Annotated in this window: 10 protein-coding genes; 3 read left to right on the top strand and 7 right to left on the bottom strand. The window is 32.9% G+C overall.

The window, feature by feature from the left end; all coding sequences use genetic code 11:
• The first annotated feature begins 37 nt into the window (after positions 1 to 37).
• Entirely contained in the window at positions 38 to 1,369 is a 1,332-nt protein-coding gene (locus tag AWE51_RS24210; RefSeq protein WP_066319443.1) for a family 43 glycosylhydrolase, read from the top strand.
• A 73-nt stretch (positions 1,370 to 1,442) separates the two neighbouring features.
• On the opposite strand, the gene AWE51_RS24205 is transcribed toward AWE51_RS24210, so the two are convergent.
• The 7 genes from AWE51_RS24205 to AWE51_RS24175 all read right to left on the bottom strand — a co-directional run bounded on the left by AWE51_RS24205 (position 1,443) and on the right by AWE51_RS24175 (position 13,366).
• Complete coding sequence (locus tag AWE51_RS24205) at positions 1,443 to 3,014, bottom strand: sulfatase-like hydrolase/transferase (protein WP_066319439.1); 1,572 nt, start codon at positions 3,012 to 3,014, stop codon at positions 1,443 to 1,445.
• A 1-nt stretch (position 3,015) separates the two neighbouring features.
• On the bottom strand, positions 3,016 to 4,410 hold the full coding sequence (locus AWE51_RS24200) for a glycoside hydrolase family 28 protein (RefSeq protein ID WP_066319699.1): 1,395 nt from the start codon (positions 4,408 to 4,410) through the stop codon (positions 3,016 to 3,018).
• Between the two features lie 5 nt (positions 4,411 to 4,415).
• Entirely contained in the window at positions 4,416 to 5,807 is a 1,392-nt protein-coding gene (locus AWE51_RS24195; RefSeq protein WP_066319436.1) for a glycoside hydrolase family 28 protein, read from the bottom strand.
• Between the two features lie 100 nt (positions 5,808 to 5,907).
• Positions 5,908 to 7,317 carry a sulfatase-like hydrolase/transferase gene (locus AWE51_RS24190; protein ID WP_066319433.1) on the bottom strand — a complete coding sequence of 470 codons (1,410 nt, stop codon included), beginning with the start codon at positions 7,315 to 7,317 and terminating at the stop codon, positions 5,908 to 5,910.
• Positions 7,318 to 7,537: 220 nt separating this feature from the next.
• Positions 7,538 to 9,226: a sulfatase-like hydrolase/transferase gene (locus tag AWE51_RS24185; protein WP_066319431.1), complete on the bottom strand. Its 1,689-nt coding sequence runs from the start codon at positions 9,224 to 9,226 to the stop codon at positions 7,538 to 7,540.
• A 20-nt stretch (positions 9,227 to 9,246) separates the two neighbouring features.
• Positions 9,247 to 11,742 (bottom strand): beta-galactosidase GalB, encoded by a 2,496-nt coding sequence (galB, locus tag AWE51_RS24180; protein ID WP_066319429.1) that lies wholly within the window; start codon positions 11,740 to 11,742, stop codon positions 9,247 to 9,249.
• A gap of 67 nt (positions 11,743 to 11,809) precedes the next feature.
• On the bottom strand, positions 11,810 to 13,366 hold the full coding sequence (locus AWE51_RS24175; RefSeq protein WP_066319428.1) for a sulfatase-like hydrolase/transferase: 1,557 nt from the start codon (positions 13,364 to 13,366) through the stop codon (positions 11,810 to 11,812).
• 331 nt (positions 13,367 to 13,697) lie between these two features.
• Between AWE51_RS24175 and AWE51_RS24170 the strand changes: the two genes are divergently transcribed.
• Positions 13,698 to 14,570 carry a family 16 glycosylhydrolase gene (locus AWE51_RS24170; protein WP_066319426.1) on the top strand — a complete coding sequence of 291 codons (873 nt, stop codon included), beginning with the start codon at positions 13,698 to 13,700 and terminating at the stop codon, positions 14,568 to 14,570.
• The gene (locus AWE51_RS24165) at positions 14,552 to 17,443 is read left to right on the top strand and encodes a glycoside hydrolase family 2 protein (protein WP_232517449.1); all 2,892 of its coding nucleotides are present in this window, start codon (positions 14,552 to 14,554) and stop codon (positions 17,441 to 17,443) included. The genes AWE51_RS24170 and AWE51_RS24165 overlap by 19 nt, the downstream gene beginning before the upstream one ends.
• The last annotated feature ends 4 nt before the right edge of the window (positions 17,444 to 17,447 follow it).

Genomic DNA, 17,447 nt, shown 5'->3' with positions numbered 1-17,447 from the left:
TGATCATATTAAATTAATAGATTAGAAATTTTATCTTATGAAAAAATATAGTATTATATTTTGCCTTATCTCTATTTATACATTTGCGCAAAACCCACTAGTAACACACATGTATACCGCAGATCCAACTGCTAGGGTCTTCGACGACAAATTATATATTTATCCATCTCATGATATTGTACCTGTTTCTGAAGAAAATGCTCCAAAATTCTGTATGCCAGATTATCACATTTTTTCATTAGAAAATGGTGCCACATGGAAAGATCACGGAAAAATTCTTGATCAGAATGAGGTTCCTTGGGGTAAAAAAAATTCATTAGGCATGTGGGCGCCTGATTGTATAAAAAAAGGTGACACTTACTACTACTACTACCCTGCTCAACCCGAAGATGGGTCATTTTTTAGACGAATCGGCGTAGGAACATCAAAAAATCCAGCTGGACCATTTAAATGGGAAAAAAATTACATAGCAGGTGTTAAAGGTATTGATCCAGGACTACTTTTAGACGACGATGGAAAAGCATATTTATATTATGGAGGTGGTGATGATATTTATGTTGCTAAGCTAAAAGATAACATGAAAGAAATTGAAGGAGAACCGATTAAAGTAGAAGGATTACCTTCTAGTTATAAAGAAGGGTCTTTTCCTTTTAAGTATAATGGAACCTATTACTACACATTTGCTCATGTTTTTCCAGAAGAAGGATACACTATTGGCTATGCAACTAGTAAAAATCCTCTTGGTCCTTTTACCTATCGTGGTAAAATCATGGATAATATAGGAAATGGAACTAATCATCACTCTATAGTACAATACAAGGGAAAGTGGATTTTATTTTATCATTGGTGGGAAATAAGCGGATACAGTAGATTACGCTCTATGCGCGCAGATTACATGGAATTTAAGAAGGACGGAACAATCAAAAAAGTAAAACCAACACTAAGAGGGATAACCAAACCAACTATAGGAGACACCATTCAGATAGATCGCTATAATGAGATAAAAGGAGCTAAAACTGCTTTTGTTGATGGGAACGAACCTAAAGGGTGGATGGTATGCGATACAAAAATGATGGGACAAGTTAAATTTAATGATGTTGATTTTGGTAATGGTCAAGCAAAAACTATTGCTGCACGTTTTGCTTGCGGACAAAGAAAAGGAAGTTTTGAAGTACGACTAGACAATCCTAAAGGTAAATTAATTGCTGAATTCCCTGTACATTTTACCGGAGGTTGGAACACATGGGAAACTATGGAAGTGGATGTAAAAGAAAAAGTTACAGGCATGCAAAATATTGTAGTAGTCTTTAAATCCATGTGGGGAGCAGATAAGATTGCAAACCTTAATTGGTTAATTTTAAAAGATTAACACTATACAAAACAAATGCAATTACGCAAAAATCTCAAAAATAAATTTTTGCGTAATTGTTTAATATAATATTTTAGTAATAGTCCCAAAAATCATATTTCTCTCCCCAAATATTTTCTTTTTTATCACCCAATCTTATCGATTCTGTCTTCATTTCATTTCGCATTTGATGCAATATAACTTTATATTCAGGTTGAAAAGACAGATCTATAACCTCCCATGGGTCTTTCTTTATATTAAAAAGTTGAGTTACTCTAGATCCTGTTTCAAACTCACCTCTAGCCTTGGTAAAATCTTTTGCTCTAACATATTCTATCAACTTATAATCTCCTTTTCTATAAGCTCGCTGAAACTGTTTATATGCATGATATGTATATACTCTATGTTTCTTTCTTGGTTCTTTCATTACGGCTAATAAACTTTTTCCTGTAACAGAACTGGGTATTGGTGTTTTGGTAATTTCGCAAATTGTAGGAAAAATATCATGAATATAGTTATATGCCTCTATCGTACTTCCTTTATTTTTTATAACTCCACCCGCTAGAATTAAAGGTACATGAACACCATCTTCATCATAAATATTTTGTTTACCTATTAAACCGTGGTTTCCAACTGCTAGACCGCTATCTCCTGCAAGAATGATTAACGTATTATTATAATTACCACTTTCTTTTAATGTTTTAATTACACTACCAATTTGTGCATCTAAGTGTGAAATTATGGCATAATAATCTGCTAATTGTTGTTGAACCACTTGTTTGGTTCTTGGCCAAGGTGCTAATTCTTCGTCCCTTAATACCATATGTCCATTATCAAATGGATGCTGTAACATATATGACGGAGGTAATTTTATACGATTTACATCATATATTTTTTTGTACGCATCTGGAGCTTGACGTGGATCATGTGGTGCATGAAATGCTAAATACATCAAAAAAGGCTGTTCTTTATCGTATTGTGAAATAAATTGTGATGCGCTTTTAGCAAAAATTTCCGAAGTATGGGGCCCTATATCCTCTGTACCAAAAGGTCCTTTTTTATCTTGATCATTCAATGATCTTCTAATTACTTTTCCTTCTTTATCATATACTAAAAGGTAAGCATCATCTTTACTAAACTTTCCTTCCTTATCCCAATCCCACAAAGGCATTCTAAAATGATCTGTTAGGTATAAACCACGTCCCATAATCTTATCACCAGAATCAAATGAACGTACTAAAGAATTATTATCTTGATGCCACTTGCCTACTATATGAGTATAATAGCCCGCTTTTTTAAAAGTTTCCCCAATAGTAGTATGAGATTTTGGAATAACATGCCCTTGTCCTTCTAGCTGAAAAAGGTTTCTTCCTGATAATAACATCGCTCTACTAGGTACACAGGTAGCACCAGAAAAAGCTCCCATCAAATAAGTGTTAGAAAAAGAGATACCATCTTTTACCAAGCTATCCATATTAGGAGTTTCGACTTCTTGATTTCCCAAAGCATGCACCCCTGTGTATCGATGATCATCAGTATATATAATCAAAACGTTAGGTTTTTCTTCAGAAGCTGTAGAAGTATTTTGTGCAATAGTTGCATAGAACGAAAGAAAAAACAATAGTTTGGTTATCGATTGTAAGTACCTTAAGTTTTTCTTCTTCATTTTATTTTATTTTCAAAGTATCATTAGTGCTGGTTACTACATCTTGTAAAACAATAGATTTTCTTTCGTCTTTTGTTTTTATATCAAATTGTACTCCCGACATATTAAGATCTTCTATATGTCGACCATAAATCCCATAGGCAGGTAGTACTTCAAAAAAACTATATTCAGGATATTTGTCAATTTGTTCACTAACTTCTTTTAAATCTGAAATAAGTCCTTTACCTGGGAGTGTAATTGCTATATTTTCAAGTGTTACTTTTCCTATTTTATGATCAGGAGTTCCTGTCATAAAAATACCAGTAGGCGGTGAAATTCTTGATTCTTTTATATTTCTGGTGGTAGCAATCACATTTTTAATAGAAATTTTACTTATTGAACCTACGGTTTGTTTATCTGCATTTCTATAGGTACGCAGACGTTCTCCTAATCTAATAAAAATGGGCATATCCACATTGTTCATGTTTATATTTTCGATTTGGATATCATGAATATTAGCTCCATCTACACTTAGAATTTTAATTCCTCCTCCTCTAGTATCATTAATTTGACAATCATTTATCTCGATATTATAAAAATCTCCCATAGATTCTGTACCAAATTTTAAAGCTCCCCATTCACTTTTTAGATTACAATTTTGAACTTTTATATGATGCGTAGGCAATGGGCTGGTTGTCTTAAAACAAACAGCATCATCTCCTGTATCAATTGTACAGTTTTTTATTTCAACATTAAAACTCGAATCCAGATCAATCCCATCGTTATTTTGATTTGCATGGCTATAGATAGATACATTATCAACTATTATATCATGAGACTGATAAAAATGACATGTCCAAGCTGCCGGTTGTCGCAATCTTATATCCTTTATCTTTACATTAGAGGAATTCACGAACCGCAGTAAAAAAGGGCGATTTATTCCAAATTTCTTATCGTTAGGATTGATTTTTAATTCTTTCTTTTTAGCCACGATATTTTCATAAGTAAATGCCGCCCCGTTTCCGTCTATTATGCCATCACCAATAATACTAACATCGGATAGTCTTATACCACCAATAAGGCAATTTCCTCGTTCCTGTCCGGTAGCATCGACAAAAGTATCTATACTTTGGTAATCTAAAGGATTTGAACTTCCTAACAATGTTGCATTCTGTTCAATTTGTAGAGTTACTTTATCTTTTAGTAAAATGGTTCCCGAAATATATATACCATCTTTAATTACTACAGTTCCTCCTCCATTTTTATGACATGCATCAATTGCTTTTTGTATAAATACGGTATTTATCTTCAAGCTATCTCCAACGGCTCCATAATCTCGAACATCAAAATCACCTGATTTTGATGAACAAGAAAGCATCATCAAAATAATCGCCAATACTAAAACTCTTGTATACATTTTCATTAGTTTTTTATTATTTCTTTTTCTGAAACACGTTTTCTATTTGTAAAAATATTGTGCACTTCAGCATCAATAACATCATTAAAAATAATAGGAGATCGCTTATCATTAGATACCGTTTTTAAGTGAATATTTTCAAGATATAATCCTTTTACATGTCGTGCATAGACTCCATAAGATGGCAATGTTCCTACTAAATGAAATTCGGGCCACCAGCCATCTAGCACATCTAATGTATATTCTTTGATATCATTCTTCTGGGCATCTTTTTCTGTACCGCCACCGCTAACAGTCATCTGTATATCTTTAAGTATAATATTTTCGATGTAATGCCCTGTTATACCTGTTATGAATAATGCTGAATTTTTATCTATTTGACTATTATCTATCACCATATTTTTAAAAATAAAATTATGCATAGCTTTCATAGGGTACATTTCTTCAGGAGCGTCTACACACGCTTTTTGCTGCGCAAAAGTCATAAAAATAGGTCTGGGAACATTTTTCATAATTAAGTTTGAGAATACCATATTTTTCATTTCTCCACCTTCGTTCATTTGTATTTTTAAACCTGAATCATCGATATTACTAAACGTACAATTACTTACTGTTACCGATTCAAAGTTTCCTCTAGAAAGAAGACCAATCCTCATACCTGCCCATTTACTTTCAAAAGTGCAATTTGTGACTACTATATTTTTGCAAGGAATATTAGGTTGTGATGCTTGTAAACAGATAGAATCATCACTAGTATTAAATGAACTATTTGAAACTCTTACGTTTGAGCAACCGTCAAAATCTAATCCATCACCATTATGATTTACTCGGCTATGAATCTTAATTCCATCTACATTGATCTCATTGCAATATAAAAACGCTGAAGTCCAAGCTGCAGGGTTTATAATTGTTACATCTCTTAAATGAATATCTTTACTATTCATTAATCGAATTAACATTGGTCTCCCTGTTTTATTATTAAAATTATTTGGATGCCCGTTGCCATCTATAGTTCCGTACCCCTCTATAGCGATAGATTTTACTTCATTTGCATAAATTAAGCATCGATCCATATGTGGTTCGTTTTTATACATGTTTTTATGTGTCTTATCAGAATAATCTTCAATATTAGGGCTCCCTAATAAAACAGCACCATTTTCAATATGAAGCGTTATAAAATCTTTTAAAAATATGGTTCCGATCACAACTTTTTTGCCAGCAGGAATTATCACTTTACCTCCTCCATTTTTTGCAGCAGTATCTATTGCTAATTGAACTGCCTTAGTGTCTTTTGTAACCCCATCCCCTTTTGCACCATAGTCTAATACATTATAATCTTTTGCTATTAGGGATACATGTAAACTTACTAGCAGTGCTGTTAATATGATTATTCTCATCTCGTTGTTTTCTTTGTTTCAATAACTTAGAACATTATCATTAATTAGTTCTTCTAATTTGAATCTCTTTATTTAATTAAACCATTTGGTCATCACTTCTTTAATTATTTTTGATCGATTTTTGTAGAATACTTTGCAATCTTTCTTCTTCAAGTAATACATTCTCTGCATGTGGATCTAACCAACCAGGAGCAATGTTTTTGGCATCCCATTTCTTATATTCTAACTCTAAATTTGCTATTATCTCTGGATTCTCATCAGAAATATCATGTCGTTCATAACTATCTTTTTCTAAGTCAAATAACAAAGTCTTCTTTTTGTATGCACTTTTATATAACTTAAAATTCCCTTTTCTAACTGCATATTCAAAACCACCTACAGATCGCCAAAACAATATCTCATGCGGATTAGTTTTCTTTTTTTCTAAAATATAGGGTAGTAAGCTCGTACCGTCTAATTGTTTTTCGTTTGAGACATCCAGTTGCGCCGCTTCTAAGAACGTAGGAAACAAATCAAGAGAACTAATTGGTTTTTTATATTTTTGATTAGGTTCTAGTTTCTCTGGCCATGTTATAAAAAATGGCACTTTGATCCCTCCTTCAAATAGCATTCCCTTATGCCCGCGATTTGGTCTGTTATCGGCATTTAAACGTCCTCCATTATCACTTAAAAAAACAACGATAGTATTCTCTTTAATTCCGTTTGCCACTAAGGTAGAATCAATTCTTCCTACACCTACATCTACAGCATTTACCATAGCTGCATATACATTTCTATTTCCGTATTCTATATGCTTAGTATTTTTTAAATATTTTGCTGTTGCGTGGTCGGGAGTATGAGGTGCATTGTACGCAAGATAAATAAAGAAAGGGTTTTTGTCTTTTTTAGTAATAAAATCAATAGCTTCATCTGTAAAATCATCGGTTAGATATGATAATTCTTCTTCTGGAACTTTTTTACCATTACGATAAATTGTGTTTAAAGCACCTTTTGAAATTCCCCAATAGTTCATCCCTCCTCCTGGGAAACCAAACCAATGATCAAATCCTTGCGATGTAGGATGTAAATCAGGATGATCTCCTACGTGCCATTTTCCGATAGCACTTGTTCTGTATCCATTTTCTTTTAAAGCTTCTGAAATCATTTTTTCTGAAAGAGGTGTACCAACTGAAGCATCATTATTTCCTTCATATGGCATATTACAATCATGCCCAAAACGAGCTTGATAACGTCCAGTTAGTAAACCAGCTCTTGAAGGACTACAATACGGATGAGATACATATCCGTTAGAAAAAACAACTCCTTCTGCAGCAAGTCTGTCCAAGTTTGATGTTGGAATATCAGTTCCTCCATTAAAGCCAACATCAGCCCAGCCTTGATCATCTGTAAGAATTAAAATAATATTAGGCTTATTGTTGTTTGTTTGTTCAAGTTTCTCTACCGAAACTTCTTTTTTACAACCATATAGTATTAATATAAGAAGTATAAACAGGTATTTTTTATTCTTCATTTTCTTGTTGTATTTAATGTTGAAATTATTTTTCCTTCCTAAAATAATGACATAAGTAGGGTCTTGAACTTTGATTTAAATTTTACCTATTTTTCTATAGGTTTTAAAATCACAAACAGAATCTGATAAAAAAATATAATATTGTACATAGTCTACTTCGCCTATAATTTCCTTATCATCTAAAAACCTACAATCCAAATAGCTAATACATTTCTCATTACTATTTTTTTATGTTTTTATATTTTATTTCGGATTGACTATCATGAGTATATCTGACCACTTTATGAGATCCTGATCCACGAGCATTTTTTATCTCTGCTTTCCAGGCTTCTTTTAATTTTTTCAAAACAATTTTGTGTTCTTCTTCATCAATTAAATTATGAAGCTCTTGGGGGTCATTTTTTAAATGATATAATTCTTCAAAAACAGGTTGCTCTCCTTTTAAGGGGGATTCTATAAAGTTGCGATAAATAGGAATATCTCTATCATTCACTTTATACAACATTTTATTAATATCAATCCCTAGTTCTTTAGCTATTTCAATTTTTTTATTGGCAGGAAAAGTATTGTTATCATAGTATCTTATATATTTCCACTCTTTATTTTGTACTGCTTCACATCTGGGGTTACCAAATTGAGTAGACCATAAATTTTCTGTAAATACATATTCTCTAACCTCTTTTTTATCTCCCCGAATCAAATTAGAAATATCTTTTCCTTGAAAAGACTCTGGAATTTCTATTCCTGCCATAGCCAACATGGTTGGAGCAATATCTATAGTTTGCACAAGGGCATTAGTTCTTCTTCCTTTATTCTTATTTTTTAATGATGGTTGAACCACAAGCAAAGGTACATGTGTTGTTTTTTCGTAACATAAAGCTTTACCTCCTATACCTTGTTCTCCCATAAACAATCCATGATCTGAAGTAAAAACAAGTACTGTATTATCATCTAATTTTAAGTCTTTAAGCTTTTTTACTAGATGACCAATCAGGCGATCAATACCTGTCATGGCCTGAAGTTGTCGAATATATCTCTCTTTTAAATCTTCAGGGTTATCTACATAATCATATCCTGTTTGCCTGTTTTCTACTTTATATAGATCTGATGGTAGTTTTGGTGTTTTAATATCTTTTTTTGCAATATAATTTTGGGGTAAAGGAATCTCTACATCTCTATAAAGGGTTTTATATATATCGTCATCGGTATCTTTTAACTTCATCGTACTGGTGCTTGCACCATGGGGCAAATTAAAGTTAATAGATAGTAAAAATGGTTTATTTTCTGGTCTACTATCTAAGAAATGAACGGCTCCTTCTAACTTTCTTTTATTTATGTCTAAAAAATCTATAACTCCTTCTGCAATAATTTCATTTTGGGTATCTGATTGTGCTTTATGAAAAATCTTGTGTCTATCTTTCGGATAAAACGACAAATGTCCATGACCGGCATACCAATAGTCAAAACTCTTCTCCATCACTCCACTTTGATATCCTCCATTACCAACAGGTGCATGATTTTTGCCTATCCAACCGGTATAATAACCTGCATTTTTCATGATTACAGGGTATGAATTTTCCCATGCTTCTTCAGAAACACTAGTCCCAGAATTAAAATTCACAGCATGTTTTCTTTCATATTGACTTAATAAAATAGAGATTCTACTAGGTGTACAAATGGCACTAGTAACATGCGCATTATCAAACAAGACGCCCTCATTTGCCAAAAGATCTAAATTAGGAGTTTCTACAATAGGATTTCCAGTACACCCCATGTAACCATAGGGTTGATCATCGGTTAAAATAAAAATGAAATTTGGGGATTTTTGTTGACCTAATACACTAAAAATTGTACTATTAACAAGTATTAGATAAATTAGCAAATCGATTTTTGTCTTTACGTATGTCATGTTGTAATATTAAGAACATCTTATTTAGTTTTGACAATAATAGTATTTGATTCTAAACCATCAGAAGTAGCTTCAATTTTAATTTCTCCGGCTTTTTTTGTTGATTTTACAACTACTAAACATAGACCACTAAAAGTATCTCTATAATTTGCTTGAAAAGAAGTTATGGCTGTTTGATCACCATTTCCCACTGCAACAAGAGTGCCTTCTCCTGTAACTTTAAAATTTACTTTATTTGTAGCCGTAGGGCAAAGGGCATCAAATTTATCTTGTATTTTAACCGTAATAAAAGATAAATCTTTTCCATCGGCATTAATTTCATTTCTATCGGCTAACAATTCCACTTTTGCAGGAGATTGCGCTGTTTTAATTTCTTTTTCGGCAACAGCCTTACCATTTTTATATCCTATTACTTTTATACTGCCAGGATGATAAGGTACGTTCCATGATAAACGATATTTAGAGGTATACATTCCCTTTTTAAAATCATGAAATTCTGCAGGAATATCTGTTGTATCTACTCCCTTTACTTTTCTTCCTAATGATTTACCATTTACGATTAACTCTACCTCATCACAATTGGTGTATGCATATACAGGTATAGTTTTTCCTTCTTTACCTTCCCAATTCCAGTGTGGTAAAACGTGTACCATAGGTTCTGCTGTCCATTGACTTTGATACAAATAATATCTGTCTTTAGGAAAACCAGCTAAATCTACAGGAGCAAAATAAGATGATCGAGATGGCCAGTCCAAAGTCCATCGCCCGTGCGTACTATTATCTTTTCCTGCATATGGTGTTGGCTCTCCTAAGTAATCAAAACCTGTCCACATAAATTCACCTAAAGAAAATGGGTTTTGTTCTTGTGCATCGAATTCTGCATCTGGGGGATAAGCCCATGGTGGACCAACAATTGCATCATAACTAGAAACATGATGTGTTTCTTTTTGAAATTCTGCTTCGATAGGGTGATGATATACTCCTCGACTACTAGTCAAAGATGATGTTTCTGAACCATAAAGAATGATATCAGGGTTTTGTTCTTTTATTTCCTTATAACTTAATGGCCAATAGTTCATTCCAACCACATCTACTTGATATGCAAGTTTATTTACAAAAGGAGCTGGATAATAATTAAACCCAATAGTAGTAGGTCTTGTCGGGTCTTGGTCATGACAAATATCATTAAGGTGTTTTGTCAATTTCCAACCATCCTTTTCACTTTGCTCTAGTATTTCATTTCCTATACTCCACATAATTACAGATGGGTGATTATGATCTCTTCGGATCATATCTCTTAAATCTTTTTCATGCCACTTATCAAAATGTTTATTATATCCATTTGGAACTTTTCCTTTTTTCCATTCGTCAAAAGCCTCAACAATTACAACAATCCCCAGTCGATCACAAACTTGTAATAGTTCTGGAGAAGGAGGATTATGACTCGTTCTTAAGGCATTCACTCCCATACTTTGCATAATTTGCATCTGACGTTCTTTTGCTCTGTAATTAATGGCCGTTCCTAAAGGTCCTTGATCATGATGCATACAAACACCATTAAGTTCAACTTTATTTCCATTTAGAATAAACCCATCATTGGCATCAAAACTTATAGTTCTAATACCAAATTCACTAGTAAATACATCTACTTCTTGACCATTAACTAAAACTTTGCTTATCGCAGTGTATAGTGTTGGTGATTTAATATCCCATCTCTCAGGATTTATAACTTTGATAGATTGTTCTACATTCTTTTCTGAAGATTCATTTATGGTTAAAGGCACAGAAACAGCACCGACAATTTTTCCATTTTTATCTTTTAGCGTAGTCTCAAGAACTACTTCTGCTGTAGAGGAATTTGCATTTTTAATTGTTGTTTCTACGTTAACCGTAGCTTGTTGATCCGTTACTTTAGGAGTGGTTATATATGTCCCCCACTGAGGGATATGAATTGCATTATTTAGTTTTAAGCGTACATTTCTATAAATACCTGCACCGGGATACCATCTTGAAGATAAATCTTCTGGAGATAATTGCACAGCAATAACATTATCTCCTCCGAAATTAATATAAGGCGTTAAATCAAATTCGAATCCTATATACCCAAATGGCCTTTCACCAATATACGTGCCATTAAGCCAAACTTTGCTGTTATTCATTGCACCATCAAACTCTATTGAAATCTGTTTATTCTGATGAGATTTATCTATATTAAAATGTTTCCGATACCAACCCACGCCATGAACTGGCAGTCCACCTGTTCTTAAATCACTTCCTTTTTTAAAAGGTCCTTCGATTGCCCAATCATGTGGTAGTGTTAGTTTTCGCCAATTAGAATCATCTAATGTTACATTTTCTCCACTATCAACACTCCCTTTAAAAAAGAGCCAATCTTCATTAAAATCCTGATCAGGTATGGGCGGTGTTTTTGTTTCTTCTGTATTAGAACAAGACATAACTACAAGAGAAACAAGTAGTATTATTGAAATTTTGATTGATCGTTTGACTGTATTCATAGACGTTTTAATTTATAAACAATGAACTAAGGCTTAGTAATACGCTCTTAAAGTTTGAACAGAAGAATTAGTTTGTCTTATTTTTTATTTTTTCTAATACTGTTTTTAATTCGGTTACCTTTTCCGCATACTCACTTGCTAAATTATTTTTTTCTGAAGGATCGTTTTCTAAATCATATAATTGAGGTTCATAAGTATGCCCTCCTTCTATATTTTTGGCTTTTTCAATAAAGTCTGGTATTGCCTTATTTAAAGGAAACGGTGCTATATACTTCCAGTTTTCTTTCCTTAGTGATAAAGTATAAGATTCTTCTAATAAATAGTCTCTACCTTTTTGTTCTTTTGCGGATAACATGATTGGTAGCATGTTTTCACTATCAATAGCCGTATTTTTTGCGATTGGTTGTTTGATTAAATTTGCTAATGAAGCATAAATATCGACTTGACTCCAAATTGCATTACTAACTCCCGGAGCAATTTTACCTTTCCAAAAAGTTATAGTGGGCATTCTTGTTCCTGCTTCATAAGCACTGTATTTACCACCTCTATAAATCCCAGAAGGCTTATGATTCCCTAATTTTTCTTCAGCCAGATCTTCATACCCATCATTTAAAACAGGACCATTATCACTTGTAAAAATTACCAATGTATTCTCTAATAAATTTTGTTTTTCTAGTGCTTTCATTACTTTCCCAGTCATCCAATCCATCTGAACAATGGCATCTCCTCTTGGTCCCATGCTACTTTTACCTTGAAATCTTTCATGCGGTAATCTAGGTACATGAATATCATGAAATGAAAAGAACAAAAAGAATGGATCATCCTTAGACTGATCTATAAAATCAATAGCCTTATCTGTTAAAATATCCGGAAAGTCTTCATCTTTCCAAAGTGCAGAAGTACCTCCATCCATAAAACCAATTCTACTAATACCGTTTACAATGGTTCCGCTATGTTGATTATCCGCATTTTGACGTAATAACTCAGGATGATCAATCCCATTAGGCATTTTTCCAAATTTGGACACATAACTAACTTCTATGGGATCATTTTTATCTAAATGATTAATAACATGATGATTTTCTACATATACAGAAGGAACTCTATCTCCTGTAGACGGTATTAAAAAGCTATAGTCGAAACCTATTTCTAAAGGACCAGGCTTTATTTCTTTATTCCAATCCACATCACCATTTCCTAAACCTAGGTGCCATTTTCCAACTACTCCTGTTCTATAACCTCCCTTTTTAAGCATATCAGGCAAAGTCTCTATACTTGGATCAATAATTAATGGTGCGTCGCCTTTTAAAACCGCCGCATTGTTCCTAAATGCATAATTACCAGTTAGCAATGAATATCTTGAAGGGGTGCATGTTGCAGAACTACTGTGGGCATCTGTAAATTTAATACCTTCGTTTGCCAACCTATCTACATTAGGTGTTTGCACTCCTGTGGCTCCATACGAGCTCAAATCTCCATACCCTAAATCATCTACATAAAAAACAACAATATTTGGTTTAGGTGTGACCGCCTGTACTGTCTTATCTTCCTTTTTTTTTGAATCACATGAAACGAATAAAATAAGTAACCCCAACAGTAACGTATTAACTAGTTTTTTTGTCATAATTAAGCTTGGATTTATGTTACACAAAGATTCAAAATATAGCCGATATCTTTAAATTTTACTATACACCTTTTGGTTCAAAAACGAGAATAAATGGTTTTAAAACCATGCAATAAACACCACTATAAACTGAACGCATCAAAAAAGCTGCAAATCATAAAAATTCTTTATACTCTACTGATCAGTAATCAATTCAAAGCTTTTTATTACAATACCCTCTAAAAATATCACTCAAATAATAAACACATATGTTATACTAAAAAATACAATTGAATCTTTCTAAACTCTATAATTAGGTAGTTTTAACTTTATAAATCATTGAAACATAAAAATGAGAAAAAAAATACGCAATTCGCTATTCATATCGCTTATAACCTTTAGTATAGCTGTAGCACAGGATTTAACCATTCCGCCAAAAAACTATGTCGATTCTATAAAAATAGAAAATGCAATAACCCGTATCAATGACTTATACCCCCTTTCTGATCAAAATAATACAACAAAATGGGAATTACTTAAACAATACTCTGATGAATTTGCAAGTGATCAATTAAACGAGAAAAAATGGTATCCAAACAATCCGAAATGGAAAGGTCGTCCACCGACATATTTTCATGGATCTAATGTTTCTCTCGAAAACGATGAACTTGTAATTCGAGTTAATAAACATAAAAAAGAAAAATTACCAGAAGGTTTTACTCATACTACAGGTTTTATTAAAAGTAAAAATAAATTCTTGTATGGTTATTTTGAAGCAGAATGTAAACTTATGGATGCACCTTGGGTATCTGGTTTTTGGATGACAAATGTTAGTAAAGATTGGTGGACAGAAATTGATATTTGTGAAAATGCTCCTGGTTTAGCATACAATAGACATGATCTTAATTCTAACATACATGTATTTAGAGCCCCTAAAGACAAAGGAGATGTTAAAAAACATTTTTCAAGAACAAAAAAGTTTTATTTCCCTAAAGAACTACAGCAAGATTATCACGTATGGGGATTAGAATGGACAGAAGAATACATTAGATTTTATATTGATGGGATACTTTTCCGCGAAGCGAGAAACACACACTGGCACCAGCCCTTAGAAGTTAACTTTAATTGTGAATCTAATAAATGGTTTGGGGCACTACCCGATGATAATCGTTTAGATGGTGAGTTTCATATAAAGTATTTCAGAGCATGGAAAAAAGCCCAATAACACTTATGATAAAGCATATCGTTTTCCTCTTTGCCATTACGGTTTCTGTTTCTGCTCAACAAAAAAAGTTACCGCAAGGGTACCCCAATACAGATAGAACCAAAACGAACTTAAATAACGGCTGGAAATTTCATCTAGGCAATATAAAGGGTGATCCTGAAACTATTGGTTTTAAAGATTCTAATTGGACTAAAGTATCCATACCACACACCTTAAAATTAGTATCTTATGAATTAGATAGTATTAGTGAGGGTTGGGAACAGAAAAAGTATCTTCGAGAATATGGTTGGTATAGAAAAACAGTAACCATAGCAGAGAACTCCAACAAAAAAGTTTTTCTTGAGTTTGAAGGTGTTCACAATGCTACTGAGTTGTGGGTAAACGGTAAAAAAGTTGGTAATCACAACATAAATGGATACATCCCTTTTCATTTTGATATTACTGATCATGTAAAATTTGGGCAAGACAATCTCATTGTTATAAAAGCCGACAATCGATTTGATAAAACTATTGCTCCAGATCCACATAGAACCGATTACGTGAAATTTGGAGGATTATATAGAGATTTATATTTAGTCACCACCAACAAAGTACATGTAACTTATAATTGGGACAAATTTGATGCAGGAGTCCATATTACGACACCTACTGTAAACAAAAAAAATGGTACAGTATCTATTAAAACTTCTGTTACTAATCAAAATAACACCTCTAAAAACTGTAAGATCATAACAAAAATTATAAATGCAGAAGGTTATGTATTAAAAAAAATAATCCAACAAATAACAATAGCTGCAAATGCTAATCATACGTTTAGACAAACTACTAGTATTACTGATGATGATTTTCATACCTGGTCGCCAGATACACCTTATTTGTATAGAGTTAACTCTGTAATCTACGAAAACAACAAACCTGTTGATTTTGTTGAAAATAATTTTGGTTTTAGGACTTTTAAATTGGTTGAAGGTAAAGGGTTTGTTTTAAATGGTGAACCTATTTTTCTTATAGGTGTAAATAGACATCAAAACTATCCTAATATTGGTGATGCTGTACCAAATTCATTTCACTATAACGAAGCTTTACAATACAAAAAAGCAGGAATGAACATCATTAGACTATCGCATTACACTCAAGATGATGAATTTCTCAAAGCATGTGATGAATTAGGGTTATTAGTATATGAAGAGCCCCCCACTTGGATAGAGTGGGGAGATAAACTATGGTTTTCTAAACTAGAGTCTGCAACCAGAACTATGATTAGAAACCATAGAAATCACCCATCAATTGTATTTTGGGGTGCTGGTATAAATCATAGAGGTCCAGTACCCCAAATGCAACATGTTACCAAAGAAGAAGACCCTTTTAGATTAACAGCATCTGCCTCAAGCCCATGGAATGGCATCATAAATTCAGGTATAACAGATGTTTATGCTACTATGGACTATAATAGAACACAATTTGCCGAAAGTGATTTTGAAATGGTTATGGAGCATGGTAGTTCTCCAAACGCAGAATCCAATCAATTTCATATTTCTAGATATAAAGGAAGTAAAAAAAATATTGCTGCTATTGCTTGGCTAGGAGCAGATTATAATCATTTACAAAAAAATGATAATCAGTTTACTAGAGATTTCATGACAAACTATGCGGTATTAAGTGCTTATCGCGTACCCAAACCAGTATATTATTGGTACCAATCAGAGTTAGTACCAACCCCAATAGTGCATATTGCTGATGAAACAGCTTCTAAAAATGGTAAAATAAGAGTATATAGTAACACTCAAGAAGTTGCTCTGTATCACAATGAAAAACTAATAGGTAAACAAACACCAGATAATGACATTACAAAAGTTAACCTTAATCACCCCTCATTTACCTTTCTTTTTGATTGGAAGGAAGGAGAGCTTAGAGCAGAAGGAATAAATCACGGTATAAAAACTGTAGAACACACTAGACATAAAGAAGACACGCCTCATCATATTTCTTTACATTTTAATATTGAAGATAAACCCTTTTATGCCGGTGGTTCTGATTTAAGACTTGTACATGCATCTATACTTGATAAAAACGGAGAAATTGTTACTTCTGCTACTAATGCTGTTCAATTTAGTATCACTGGTGAAGGAGTCATAGTCGATAATGGGACAGCCAATATAAATCCTGCAACTTTGTTTAATGGAGTTGCCTCAATATACATTCGAACAACAGAAACTCCTGGTAATATTACCGTAACAGCAAAATCAAAAGGATTAAAAAGTGAAAATATAGCTATAGTAAGCAGTAAATTCAATACCGATGAAATACAAAAAAATGCCAGACCGATTTTTGATTACCCTATAATCAAAGTAGACATCGGTGGAAACGAACAATTAGTAGAGCATGAATGGAGTGCTTGGACAGGAACAAACTCTGAAAATCATACTTTAAAAAACAATGCTTACAAAAATCTAACATTCAAAATTAGTTCTAACGACGCTATACAATGGCATAAAAATAGTGCAGTAACTGGTGAATTAGGTTTTGTATCTGCCGATGGTTTATATACTGAAAAAGGAGAACTCAAATTAGAAATAGTACATCTAGAAAAAGGAGAGTATTATTTAGAAACATATCATCATTTGGCAAAAAGAAATCATAAGCCTAATAACACTATAGAAGTCGTGATAAATGATGCCCTTGGACAGTTGGCTAAACCAGCCGATGATCATGTTGTAAATTTTCAACATACAACTACTACAGGAGAACGAAAACCGCTGCATGTAAAATCACTTTTAACCTCTGATGGAACCAATCCAATAACCATAGTTTTCAAAAAAAAGAAAGAAAACCAAGAATTATGGCTTAATGGATTTGTTTTAAAAAGAAAATAATATT

This window comes from Aquimarina aggregata (assembly GCF_001632745.1).
GTDB lineage: Bacteria > Bacteroidota > Bacteroidia > Flavobacteriales > Flavobacteriaceae > Aquimarina > Aquimarina aggregata.
The sequence above is the reverse complement of the archived record's forward strand: the minus strand, read 5'-3'. Positions and strand labels throughout refer to the sequence as shown.

Bases quoted from the DNA above. Each gene is read 5' to 3' on its own strand.
- AWE51_RS24210 (WP_066319443.1), top strand. From the start codon at position 38: ATGAAAAAATATAGTATTATATTTTGCCTTATCTCTATTTATACATTT.
- AWE51_RS24205 (WP_066319439.1), bottom strand. From the start codon at position 3,014: ATGAAGAAGAAAAACTTAAGGTACTTACAATCGATAACCAAACTATTG.
- AWE51_RS24200 (WP_066319699.1), bottom strand. From the start codon at position 4,410: ATGTATACAAGAGTTTTAGTATTGGCGATTATTTTGATGATGCTTTCT.
- AWE51_RS24195 (WP_066319436.1), bottom strand. From the start codon at position 5,807: ATGAGAATAATCATATTAACAGCACTGCTAGTAAGTTTACATGTATCC.
- AWE51_RS24190 (WP_066319433.1), bottom strand. From the start codon at position 7,317: ATGAAGAATAAAAAATACCTGTTTATACTTCTTATATTAATACTATAT.
- AWE51_RS24185 (WP_066319431.1), bottom strand. From the start codon at position 9,226: ATGACATACGTAAAGACAAAAATCGATTTGCTAATTTATCTAATACTT.
- galB (WP_066319429.1), bottom strand. From the start codon at position 11,742: ATGAATACAGTCAAACGATCAATCAAAATTTCAATAATACTACTTGTT.
- AWE51_RS24175 (WP_066319428.1), bottom strand. From the start codon at position 13,366: ATGACAAAAAAACTAGTTAATACGTTACTGTTGGGGTTACTTATTTTA.
- AWE51_RS24170 (WP_066319426.1), top strand. From the start codon at position 13,698: ATGAGAAAAAAAATACGCAATTCGCTATTCATATCGCTTATAACCTTT.
- AWE51_RS24165 (WP_232517449.1), top strand. From the start codon at position 14,552: ATGGAAAAAAGCCCAATAACACTTATGATAAAGCATATCGTTTTCCTC.